The 12,091-nt window shown below is 27.1% G+C and carries 10 protein-coding genes; 1 reads left to right on the plus strand and 9 read right to left on the minus strand.

The features are described 5' to 3' along the window. Window positions 1-35: 35 nt before the first annotated feature. The 9 genes from IPM32_04545 to IPM32_04585 form a co-directional block, all read right to left on the minus strand. Window positions 36-644, minus strand: coding sequence for a hypothetical protein (locus IPM32_04545; protein ID MBK8944523.1), 609 nt, complete (start codon window positions 642-644; stop codon window positions 36-38). A gap of 12 nt (window positions 645-656) precedes the next feature. Next, entirely contained in the window at window positions 657-1,265 is a 609-nt protein-coding gene (locus IPM32_04550; GenBank protein MBK8944524.1) for a hypothetical protein, read from the minus strand. After that, a complete protein-coding gene (locus tag IPM32_04555) occupies window positions 1,237-1,797 on the minus strand; it encodes an RNA polymerase sigma factor (GenBank protein ID MBK8944525.1) in 561 nt (186 codons plus the stop codon). The genes IPM32_04550 and IPM32_04555 overlap by 29 nt, the downstream gene beginning before the upstream one ends. 129 nt (window positions 1,798-1,926) lie before the next feature. After that, on the minus strand, window positions 1,927-2,640 hold the full coding sequence (locus IPM32_04560; GenBank protein MBK8944526.1) for a hypothetical protein: 714 nt from the start codon (window positions 2,638-2,640) through the stop codon (window positions 1,927-1,929). A gap of 174 nt (window positions 2,641-2,814) precedes the next feature. After that, complete coding sequence (locus IPM32_04565; protein MBK8944527.1) at window positions 2,815-3,234, minus strand: hypothetical protein; 420 nt, start codon at window positions 3,232-3,234, stop codon at window positions 2,815-2,817. A gap of 17 nt (window positions 3,235-3,251) precedes the next feature. Beyond that, entirely contained in the window at window positions 3,252-3,863 is a 612-nt protein-coding gene (locus IPM32_04570) for a DUF502 domain-containing protein (protein ID MBK8944528.1), read from the minus strand. A 178-nt stretch (window positions 3,864-4,041) separates the two neighbouring features. After that, window positions 4,042-5,937, minus strand: coding sequence for a M1 family metallopeptidase (locus IPM32_04575; protein MBK8944529.1), 1,896 nt, complete (start codon window positions 5,935-5,937; stop codon window positions 4,042-4,044). A gap of 220 nt (window positions 5,938-6,157) precedes the next feature. Next, window positions 6,158-7,699: a M28 family peptidase gene (locus IPM32_04580; GenBank protein MBK8944530.1), complete on the minus strand. Its 1,542-nt coding sequence runs from the start codon at window positions 7,697-7,699 to the stop codon at window positions 6,158-6,160. A 26-nt stretch (window positions 7,700-7,725) separates the two neighbouring features. Next, the gene (locus IPM32_04585) at window positions 7,726-8,391 is read right to left on the minus strand and encodes a DUF2461 domain-containing protein (GenBank protein ID MBK8944531.1); all 666 of its coding nucleotides are present in this window, start codon (window positions 8,389-8,391) and stop codon (window positions 7,726-7,728) included. Window positions 8,392-8,755: 364 nt separating this feature from the next. On the opposite strand from IPM32_04585, the gene IPM32_04590 reads away from it, so the two are divergent. Continuing rightward, on the plus strand, window positions 8,756-11,710 hold the full coding sequence (locus tag IPM32_04590; protein ID MBK8944532.1) for a PAS domain S-box protein: 2,955 nt from the start codon (window positions 8,756-8,758) through the stop codon (window positions 11,708-11,710). Window positions 11,711-12,091: the final 381 nt, after the last annotated feature.

Genomic DNA, 12,091 nt, shown 5'->3' on the forward strand with positions numbered 1-12,091 from the left:
ATTGAGTCTTTTGTTAAATTTTATTTACCAAATATCTATTCCCAATCTAAATATTTATCTTCTTGTAAAAGTTCTTGCATTCTTCTATTTATAATTTCATTTTTATTTTGCATTCTAACTTGTAAAGATTGTTTTAATTCTTTTAATTCTTGCTCAAGTCTTGCAACTTCTTGTTTTCTTTCTTCTTCTTTCTGATTAAATAATTCTGTTAACTGTTGTTTCAAATCATTTTTAATTTTTTCTTTTTCGGATTTATTTGCAGAATCATATTTTGATGCAAGAGATTCGGTTTTAACTTCCAACTCAAAAATTTTCTTTTCTCTATCTCGCGCTTCTTTCTCTTGTTTATTTACGAAAGGGAAATTCATATTCTTAAATTGTGATTCTCTCAGCAAATCAAAATATCTGTTTTTATTCACATTTTTAATATTCTTCAATTCCCTTTTTATTTCTTCCCTAACATTTTTTAATATTTCTTTTTCTTCTTCTTCACTTATCGTGTTAAAGTTTTGAAAATCGAAATCAAAATCATATACCGGCGGAGCTGGTGGCGCGGGAACTACTTCGTTTTCTTGCGCAGATAAATTCAACGAAATAAAAATTATTGTTACAAAAAATAAATATTTAATTTTTCCACTTTTCATTTTACACCTCTTTTATAATTCTTTACTATTAATTTCTTTTTTTAGTTCATCTATATTATTTCCAATATAATTTAGATTCTTATCAACATTTTCTGACGCAAATCCATATTTAGAATATCTTTTGTAATCTTCATCTTTTGCGAGTTTTAATAATGTTTCAACTTTGTTAACTTGATTTTCAAAATATTCCGGATTCCACTCAAGCAATTCGCTGTTTATTGTTTTGCTGAATTTATTAACCGGATTTGGTCTGTTTGAAATTATTGATATTATTACTGCAGCAACAATTAAGAAACTTGCAAATGCAATTTTTCCAAAATTGAATTCAGTTTCACTTGCAAAAATATTTGAGAAAATCTGCTTTGCTTTTTCAACAAATGATTTTTTCTCAATTGCTTTTTCTATCATTAAATCAAACTTATTTTCATCAACATTAATTTGATTAGAAAATTTATATTCATTTGAAATTGATAAATATTCATCCAAATATATTTTGAGAGATGGATTCTTTTCAATTTTTTCATCCCAAAATAATTTACGTTTTTCGTCAAGTTGATTATCAAGATATAACCAAACTTCTTTTTCAAAATCTTTATATAACTGATCTTCGTTGTGGTTCATCTTCTTTTGCCAATTGTTTTTTAATTTTTTTTACTGCATAGTGCATATGACTAATAACAGTATTTAACGGCTCATTTATTGCAACAGAAATTTCTTTAAAAGTTAATTCACCGTGCTGTCTTAATAAAAAAACCGATTTTTGTTTTTCTGTTAAATTTTCTACCGTACGATTTATAATTTCAATTCTTTCTTTTTTTACAAAATCTTCATCCGGTCTTGCAAAACTTTCTAAATCATTGTTTTCATTTATTGCCAAAATATTTGTTTCGGTTTTTCGTTTTCTTAAAGAATCCATTGCAACATTGTGCGCAATTGTAAAAAGCCATGACGAAAATTTTTGCTGATTATTATATTTTTTCAAACCTTTCCAAACTTTTATTAATGTTTCTTGAAACATTTCTTCGGCTTCAAATCTTGTACTGCTAAATCGCCAAAAATATCCAAACAGTTGAATTCTATAAATATTTATCAACTGCTTAAAAGCTGTTCCGTTTCCTTTTAAACATTTATCTAAAAGTTCATTTTCAAGCATAAGTTTTTCATCTTTCTGCTTATGTAAACGAATTAAATTTGTTTTTATTGTATCGAGATTTGAATTTTATTTAAAATACCTAATTATAAATAATTAGGCACTTTAAATGTAGAATTAAGTGAAATGAATCTATTTTGATATTTGTTTGAATTTATAAACGTGTGTTGTGTTTCCTAATGGAATAAATAGTTTTACATATTTTGCGTAAGAAAAAATCGGTACTAATAATATTCCTTGAACTGATTCTTCCGAATCAAGATTTGTAATTCTTAAAACATCATTTTTCCAAAAATCTTTTTGATTCTCAAAATAATTTTTGTCCTCACTATAAGAAATTTCTTCATTTATTTGATTATCAGCAAATATTGCAACATTTTCTGCAACTTCTTCAACATCATTATCTTCATCATCAGCTAAATCTACAATTGTACTTAAAAGAGAAAATGCAATATTTAATCCGGTTGCGACATTGTGATCGGTTTCTCTGTTCTCAATATCTTCATTTATTTTACTAATTTGATTTTCCGGATCTAAAGCAAAATAATTTTCTTTATTTATTGGCTTTCTATCTTCGTTATAAACTCTGAAATAAACTTCTTTTGGATCAACCGTAATTTTTTCACCGCTTTTGTTGTAAACGTATAAATCCAAAACATATTCTCTTTGTGAACTTTCTTCAAAAGTTAAAGATGAAAATGCAATGCTGTCTTCTTTTTCAATTATTTGCCTTCCCATTTCCAATTTTGATTCTTCATCCGGAAAAAGTGAATACAGTGTTGATGAGCAATTTGTTAAGCCAAATAGGAATGTGAAACTTAATAGTAAATTTTTTACAGTTTTCATAAATCACCAATGTTGATATTTGTAATTATGATTTCAACAAAAGTGCCAATAATTAATTTGAATTTGGTGAAGAATTTATTACTGAAAAAATGAATTTGTCTAATTTAAAATAAATTATGTTTTGTAAAATGGACAGAAATAAATGAATTTGTTTTGAGGACAAAAAGTGCTTTTTTACTTTTTCTTAAATCCGTAGTGTTCTTTGTATTTATAAACATGATATGCGGCTAAACCAATTGCAGCAGCGGCATTTGTATATCCTAAAATATCACCAACAACTCCTAAATCATTTTTGTTCAATCCTTTTTTGTAAATCTGCAAACTTTGATTTATATTATTTCTTAACTGCATTATAGAAATTGCTTCGGTCTGAGGAATTTGTTCCTCAAAATTTGGTAAAATTAATTGGGAATGTGGATCTTCATAAATTGGCATTTTAAAAGAGAAGAGCGGAGAAATGTAAAGTGAATTATCATTTAGTCGAAGTTTATATTCTGATATATTTTTTATTGAATCTTGATTTGTGTTGCTTTGTGCAAAAGAAACTAATGATGAAAAAATTAATATTGTGAAAATCAATTTTGATAAATTCATATAAGACTTCATGCAATTTATTTATTATTTTCAACATTATACATTTCAAGAATGTTTTTTGATCCCGCACCAAGGCTAATAATTGTTTTCATTGCTAAATCAATTGGATAATTAATTTTATGCACATATTTTGCCGGAAGATGATATGTAAACCCAGCAGTAGGCGCCGGTCCCGATGGAATAAAAACCGTAAACCATCCGTTTGAATGTTCGTCTGTAATAAATGCGGTTGTTAAAGTTTCATTTCCAAATAAATTTATTAACGCAACTCCGGAAAAAAGATTTTTTTGACTTCCGAAAAGTTGAACAATTGTTTCTTTAATTATCCTGTAACCCGGAACTTTTTTTAGAATATTTTCTTCAAATAAATTGTATGCAAAATTTCCGTAGCGAGTTCTCACAAATAATCCGAGCAAAAAACAAATTCCTAAAAAAATTATTATTGAAATTAAAAGAGCCAAATATTCATGAATTTTTGTTGTTTGAACAAGTATTGATGAGATTGGATTTAAATTTTCTGACACAAATTCAAAAATCCAATTTATTGTAATTGCTAAAATTACAAGTGGAAGAAAAATTAAAAATCCACCGATAAATGTTGTTGAAATAAATGATTTTACTCTAATCACCAAACACCTCAAGAAAATATTTTCGCATTCTTAAAATATTAAATTTATTCATCTTAATTGCGTTTAGATAAATTCATTTTAAAAATATAAAGGCTTTCACCAAGATTGATAAAAGCCTAATATTTATTTTAGATTTAAAGACGCAATCTTTTAAAAAGATTGCACCTTTGATTTTCATTTAATTTGTGGAAACTTCGAAAACATTATTTCCTTCAATGCTATCCGGTATATGTTTATCGCCGACAATTACTTTGTTTAATTTTTTATTGCTCTCAATATTTATCGAAATTGAATGATTTCCATCTTTCCAAACATTTGCAGATTTTTCAATTGTTTCATTTGTTCCGTCATCAAATTCAAAAATAACTTTTACGTTTGTGGGAATGTTTCCAAGTTTTACAACTTTTACGGAAATTTTTCCGTAAAGATTTTCCACATTTTCTATTGTCAAATCGGGATAACCAAATTCGTAAAACCAAGGTTTCCAAAACCATGATAAATCCTCTTTTGCAACTTCATTAATTGTATTAAAGAAATCCAACGGAATCGGATGTTTACCAAACCATCTGTTTATATATTCCAGAATTGCTTTTTTGAAAAGTTCATCACCTAATAATTCTTTTAATTGATAATATGCAACTGATGGTCTATCATAAAATCCAGTTCTTGAAAATGTAGTTAAGTGAGAATATGAAACAACCATTGGCGGAAGCTCTGCTTCTCTTCCCGCGGTATTTTGAAATCCATCAACTTCACCTTTTAAATAATCATGTGATGGAACAAATTTATCTACTACATCTCTTGGAAGAAACGATGCCCAGCCTTCATCCATCCAAGCATATTTTCTTTCGTTCGTTCCCATCATAAATGGAAAATAATTGTGCGCAATTTCATGGAAAATTAATCCAACATGATTTGCTAATTTTTCCGGCGCTCCGTCATTTGCCATCATCGGAGTTTCCATTCCGCCGCCTTTATTTCCGTTGCAGTAAGATGTTACATGAGAATACGGATATGGAAATCCCGGAAATTCATATGATAAATATTTAATTGATTCACGAGAATATTGTGCGGCGTTTTCATAGTGAATTGTTCCGTCTTTATATACAACATCTGTTAGAGCTCTTCTTCCGGTTTGGTTATCTACAATTACACTTGCTCCATCCCAATTATAGCTTTTGCTTAACGCGAATGAAAAATCCGTAACATTATTTGCAACAAAGTGCCAAATATTTTTTTTATTTTCTGAAGTTACTGATCCTTTTTTATAATCTTCTTGTGTAACAATTCTGATTGTTTCATCAGAAATTTTTGCTTTTTCATATTTATCAAAAATATCTTTTCTTAAAACTTTATCTGCATTTTGAAGTTCACCGGTTGCCCAAGCCAAAAATCCCGCGGGAATTTTAATCTGTATATCATAATTATTAAAATCATTATAAAACTCAACCGTACCTTGATAATCTTGATTATCCCAACCGTCAATATCATCAAACACAGCAATTTGCGGATACCAATATGCAACAAAGAAATTTCCGTCTCCGTAATTTCCCATTCTAATTTTAAAATCATTTGGAATTACAAACTGCCATTTAATTTCCAAACTCAGTTCAGAGTTTGGTGGAAGAATTTCTTTTAATCTCACATTTAAATTTGTTGAACCTCTAAAAACATTTTTGCTTGTATCGCTTAAATCATAAGATTTATTATTTACAATTAACTCTTTTAATTCAACGCCATTATTTAAATGTTTTGCATTTACATACCAATTTCTTGAGGCATTTGTTTTTGCAATATCTTGATAAAGTCTTATTACAATTCTTTTTAGTGAATCCGGACTATTATTATAATATTTAATTTTTTCCTCGCCAATAAGCAAACCTGTTTCTGTATTTACTTCAACATTAATTTTATAATCACTTTTGTTTTGCCAATAATTTTTTCCTGGTAAACCGTTTAATGTTCTCGTTTCATTTTTAATTGCATCTTTAATTTCAAATGGCATATAAAGCGAATTTGTCTGTGAATAAATTTGCGAAGTAAAAAATGCAAAAATTAGAAGTAACTTTTTCATCGAATATTTTTCCTTGAATGATATTTTATAAACTATATTTTAGAATCTTCATCAGACTAAATTAAATTGTTTTGTGTATTCACTTTTCTATTTTAATCGATTCCGGTATGTTTCGATAATCCGTTGGCTAATGGACAGCAACCGGAATGACAATTATTTTTTCTTTTTAACTTTATTATTTCTTTACGTCTCTACGTTTACGCGTCTCAACGCATTTATTTCAATCAATTTTAAATTTGTGATCAAGATTAGAAATTCTGTTTGTTAAATTTTCCAACAGATTTACCATTTTAACAATTTTAACAAAATTTATTTTTTCAACATCATCAGTCGGTTTATGATAATCTTCATTCATATAATCATAAAAGAATGCAATTGGAATTCCTTTTTCTGCATAATGAATATGATCGCTTCTATAATAAAATCTATTCGGATCATTCGGATCATCAAATTTGTAATTTAGATAAAACTTCGATGAATTTTCATTTGCTTCTTCAACTAAATTTCCTAATTCTTTGCTAAGTTTACTTGCACCAATGCAGTAAATGGAATCTTCACTTTCTCTTCCAACCATATCAATATTTATGTAAGAAATAATTTTATCAATAAAATTATTATGACTTGTTAAATACTCAGCACCTTTTAATCCTTTTTCTTCTCCAGTATGAAAAATTATTAACACCGGTCTTTCATTATTTTTCGATTGAGCTAATTTTCTTGCAGTTTCCAAAATTGTTACTGTGCCAGAACCATTATCATCAGCTCCGTTATAAACTTGATTTCCCTTAATTCCTTCATGATCATAATGCGCGCCAATTGCAACAAACTCATTTTGTAATTTGGGATTATTGCCTTCAATTATTCCGATTACATTTCTCGCAATTTTTGTCTCACTGGAAACTTTATAGTTTAGTTTAACTTTTGCATTGAGCTCAAAAGTAATTGGGTTTTCAAGATTATTTTTTAAGAATTCAAAATTATATTTTTCATTTACCAATATTGATTTTGCAGCATTTTCATTTAACACAAGTGATGGAATATCTTTTTGATCTTCCGAAATTATTTCTTGCTCAAGAAAAAAATTTTTCGATTTTCCCATTTGTCGAATAAATTCCCAATAGCTCAACAATTCATCATCGGCAATACTAATCATTGCAACCGCGCCTTTTTCTTTTGCAATTTTACTTTTTGCATTTGATCTTTTAAATTTTCTAACTGAACTTTCACTTAAAATTTCTTTTCCATCTTTTTTAGGTGTTCCAACCAAATACAAAATTACTTTTCCGTTAACATCAACATCTTTATAACTATTATAATTATCTTCTTCAGATTCAATTCCATAACCGACAAAAACTATATTAAAAATTTTATTAGCACTTTTTTCCGAAGGAAGTGATCTTGAAAAAAATATAATATCTGTTCCGTTTTCATAAATTATTTTTGAACTGTCTTCAAATTGAAAAGCAAGATTTGCACCTTCTTCAAAACTTTCAACAACAATATTGAAATTTTGAAAATAGGTTCCGTTATCTCCAAAAGGTTTAACGCCATATTTTTCCAATTCTTCAGAAATAAATAACGATGCTAATTTTTCTCCTCGTGAACCGAATTCTCTTCCTTCTAATTCATCAGAAGCAAGAAATTCTAAATTTGATTTTACGTAAGTGTAAGAATTTGTATTTACAATTTCTTTCTGCGAAAAAATTAACTGTGCAGATATAAAAAATATTAGAAATGAATTTATTTTAATTTGTGTTTTCAATTATTCACCTTAAAGTTTATTCAAATTTATTTAACCGCCTTTTTCAAAAAATCATTCATTGGCTGAACGATTAATGAAAGTTTTACCAAATCATCTGCTAAATTTTTGCTTAAGATTTTGTTCTGCGGAAGTTTGTGAAAATAATAAAATTGTTTATTTGCAATTAACGGTTGAACTTTTGCAGCTTCTTTAAATTCTGCTGGAAGCACTTTATTTTGTTCACCTTGTATGGTTTTAAAATATTTTTTAAAATCTTTTTCATTCAAAAGTTTATTAAATTCATTTAGATGCGATACAATATAACTTCTTGTACTGTAAATTTGCTCTTTGGTCATTTCATAAATGCCGCTGTAAAAATTTAATTCATTTGCTTTTATCTCAATATAAACACCTGGATCTCTAAAATTTTTTCTTCCGCCGTTTGCAATAATTGCAGAAACTTGGTTTTTGTAAGGAGTTTTATCTTTGCTGAATCTTATATCGCGGTAAATTCTAAAAATTGCTTCTTCCGGAGTTATATTTAAATTTTCATCAATTTCTTGAAATTTATAAATCATGTGCTGAATAAAATTTTCAAACGGAATTTTTACAAATTTTTCATATCGTGGTTTATTAGACGTGAACCATTCACGATTGTTATTTTTTTCCAACTCGCTCATAAATTCTATAAATTCTTTATTAAAAAAGTTCATATAATTCTTCCTTTATTTATTATTTTCTTTCCAAAAAAATTAGTAAATCATTTAGATAAAAAACCAAAAATTATTTTAACTTTTTAATGAATTTTCTTGCTAAAAAGAAACCTCTGAAAAATATAAATTTTTGTCATGCTGAACCTACTTGCAGTAGGCAAGCTTGTTTCAGCATCAAGAAAATTAGATTTTGAAATAAAACTTGCCGGACGGCAGTCCGGTTCAAAATGACAAACATTATGATTTACAATACTGTGTAATTTTTCAAATGTTATTAAAAAGTAGTTTTTCTAAGAATTTCTATAAATATTGCGATAATAAACTAAATTTATGCTATTGTTACTTTAAAAAGTAGAAAACTTAAATGTTACTTAAAAAAATAGATAAAAATGAATTAATACCAATTTCTGTGAGCAAAGCAGAGAAAGAAAATGAACTTCCTCCGTTTTCCACATCATTTAATATAAATGAACTTAACAAGCTTATTGTTGAAAATTCCCATGACGGAATAATTGTTATTGATGAAAAATTTAAGGTTGAATATGCCAATAACCAAATTTTTGAACTTACCGGTTTACCAATAGATTCAATTTTAAATCAAGATTTTAGCAAATTTTTTAATACTGCAAAATTATCTACATTTTTAAATGAATTCATTTACGATGCAAAAGATAAACTTCTCGATTCTGCAATTGAAGTTCCAATTTTCACCAAAAATGATCAAGAGAAAATTTTAGAGATAAGAAAAACAAAAATTATTAATTCTGATGGAAAAATTAAAATATTACTGAATTTTAAGGATATAACACAAAGTAAACGATTTGCCGAAGAGATTAAACAATCAGAAGAAAAATTTAGATCAATAGTAGAAAATTCTCATTTGGGAATTGTAATTATTGATATGGATTATAAATTCGAATATGTAAATGATCAATTTTGTAAAATTCTTCATTCAACAAAAGATAAATTAATCGGAACAGATTTTAGAAAAATATTATCAAAAGATTCGGTTGAATTGGTTTCCGAAAGATATAAAAAAAGACAGATGGGAATTGATGTTCCTTCCGAGTATGAAATAAAATTACTAAGAAATGATGGTGAAGAACGAAATGTAAAATTAAGTTCATCGATTGTAAATTTTTCTGGTAAAATTAAAACCATTGCTCAACTTTTAGATATTTCTGAAATAATTAAAAAAGAAAAACTTCAGACAGCAATTTTAAATATTTCGCAAGCCGTAAATGAAGTTTATAATCTAAAAGAATTTTTAAAAAAGGTTAGAGAAGAACTTGCCTCTATTCTTGATACTACAAATTTCTACGTTGCATTATATGATAAAAATTCCGACGCTTATCATTTTCCGTATTTTGTTGATGAATTTGATAATTATGATGAACTTACTCAACTTGAGTTAAAAGACAGTTTAACAGATTACGTTAGAAGAAAAAAGAAAGCAGTTCTTGTAAATAGTAAAATGCAAACCATTTTGGAAAACGAAGGTGAAATAAAAGGTGTGGTTGGCAGTAATTGTCCCGTTTGGCTTGGCGTTCCGTTAATTGTAGATAATCTTGCAGTTGGTGTAATTGTGGTTCAAAATTATTACAATGAAAATGCATATAATGAAACTGATTTAGAATTACTTAAAATAATTTCTGAAAATGTAAGTTCTGCAATTTGGAAAAAACAAATTGTTGATAAATTAACTGAAAGCGAATTACGTTACCGCGATTTTATTTCAAGAAGTTCTGAAGGAATTTACAGAATTGATTTTGATCCGCCAATTAATATAAGTTTATCTGAAAATGAACAAGTTGAACAAATCTTAAAATGCGGAAATATTGGCGAGTGCAATGATTCGTTTGCAAAAATGTATGACCAAAATACTTATAAAGATATTGTTGGAAAAAATCTCAATGTGTTTTACGGCAATAAAATTACAGAACAAATAATTAATTATTATTTGGATTTTATTAAATCTGATTACAAAACAATAGATAGTGAAACTATAAAAATTTCTGCAAGTGATGAACAGTTAAGTCATTTAAATAATTCAATAGGAATTATAAAAGATGGGTTTTTGTTAAATATCTGGGGAATTCAAAAAGATATAACAGAAAGCAAAAAATTACAAAATGCTCTTAAACAAATTGCGGAAGGAATTTCAACATCAATCGGTGAAACTTTCTTCAGATCTTTAGTTAGCTTTTTAGGTGAAACATTAAAAGTTGATTTTGCATTTATCGCTAAAATTTCGGAAGATTTTAAAACTGCAGATTCTCTAGCTTCTTGGCAAAAAAATAAACTTGTGGATAATTTTAGTTATAAGTTGGAAAATTCACCGAGTAAATATGTTTTAGAAAGAAATGTAACAACATTAATTACAGATGTTCAAAAAGATTTTCCTAATGATGAATTTTTAAAAAGTCTCAATATCAAAAGTTATATGGGAAGACCTTTAGTTGATACTAAAAATAAAATAATTGGAATAATAGTAATTCTTCAGCAAGGTGAAATTCGTAATGTAGAATTTACAAAATCGGTTCTAGAAATTTTTGCTTTGCGGGGTTCTCAAGAAATTGAAAGACAAAAATATGTAAAAGAAATTGTTGAATCTAAAGAACAAGCAGAAAGATCAAATAAATTAAAATCAGATTTTTTAGCGCAAATGTCTCATGAAATTAGAACTCCGGTAAATACAATTTTAAGTTTTGCATCTTTAGTTAGAGATAGTTTAGAAAATCAGTTGGATGAAGATCTTAAAGATTCATTTAAAATAATTGAAAATGGCGGAAGAAGATTAATCAGAACAATTGATTTAATATTAAACGTATCACAAATTCAATCCGGAAGTTTAATTTTAAATCCTACAAAATTAAATTTAGTAACAATTCTAGAAGATCTTGTTGCAGAATTTAAACAATCCGCATTAAAGAAAAACCTTGATCTTACTTTAGAAAAAAATCATGCTAACTTAAACCTTTTTGTTGATCAATATTCTTTAACACAAATTTTTGCAAACCTTATACATAATGCAATAAAATATACAAATAGCGGTTTTGTAAGAATTGTAGCAATCAAAAATGAACAAAAAGAAATTTTTGTTGAAGTTATAGATTCCGGTGTTGGAATGAGCGAGAAATATTTAAATGAATTATTCGATCCGTTTTCTCAAGAAGAAACCGGCTATACAAGAAAGTTTGAAGGAACCGGATTAGGATTAACATTAGTAAGAAAATATTGCGAGTTAAATAATGCAGAAATATCTGTAAAAAGTATAAAAAACGAAGGTTCTACTTTTACTGTAAAATTTAAAAAGTAAATAATTTTTAACTTCCCTAAAGAAACCCTCTAAGAAATTAGAAGCGCTGATCATTCTGAAGAGTCCAATAATTAAAAGATTCGAAATGACAATTTTTTTAATTTTTAAATAATTAAGAAGTTTCCCATGGTAATATTTAATAATAAAAATAGTAATGTATGAAAAAAGTCCTTATTTTTGATATGAATATTTAGATTTTCACATCTAAGAGCTGTTACGAAAAATATTCTAACCATATTAAATATTTGTCACGCAAATAACTTTGAAGGCAAATATCAAATCCAAAGTGTTCCAACGAAATTTTATACTATAAATCAATATTTTAAAACTTATATTTCTGTCACAAAAAAATATGACTTTGATATCGTAATTAAATTAATC

It is taken from the genome of Ignavibacteriota bacterium (assembly GCA_016716225.1).
GTDB lineage: Bacteria > Bacteroidota > Ignavibacteria > Ignavibacteriales > Melioribacteraceae.

What these genes read in the sequence shown, in the direction of transcription:
- IPM32_04575 (MBK8944529.1), bottom strand. Translation starts at nt 5,937, where the DNA reads ATGAAAAAGTTACTTCTAATTTTTGCATTTTTTACTTCGCAAATTTAT.
- IPM32_04590 (MBK8944532.1), top strand. Translation starts at nt 8,756, where the DNA reads ATGTTACTTAAAAAAATAGATAAAAATGAATTAATACCAATTTCTGTG.
- IPM32_04550 (MBK8944524.1), bottom strand. Translation starts at nt 1,265, where the DNA reads ATGAACCACAACGAAGATCAGTTATATAAAGATTTTGAAAAAGAAGTT.
- IPM32_04565 (MBK8944527.1), bottom strand. Translation starts at nt 3,234, where the DNA reads ATGAATTTATCAAAATTGATTTTCACAATATTAATTTTTTCATCATTA.
- IPM32_04585 (MBK8944531.1), bottom strand. Translation starts at nt 8,391, where the DNA reads ATGAACTTTTTTAATAAAGAATTTATAGAATTTATGAGCGAGTTGGAA.
- IPM32_04545 (MBK8944523.1), bottom strand. Translation starts at nt 644, where the DNA reads ATGAAAAGTGGAAAAATTAAATATTTATTTTTTGTAACAATAATTTTT.
- IPM32_04555 (MBK8944525.1), bottom strand. Translation starts at nt 1,797, where the DNA reads ATGCTTGAAAATGAACTTTTAGATAAATGTTTAAAAGGAAACGGAACA.
- IPM32_04560 (MBK8944526.1), bottom strand. Translation starts at nt 2,640, where the DNA reads ATGAAAACTGTAAAAAATTTACTATTAAGTTTCACATTCCTATTTGGC.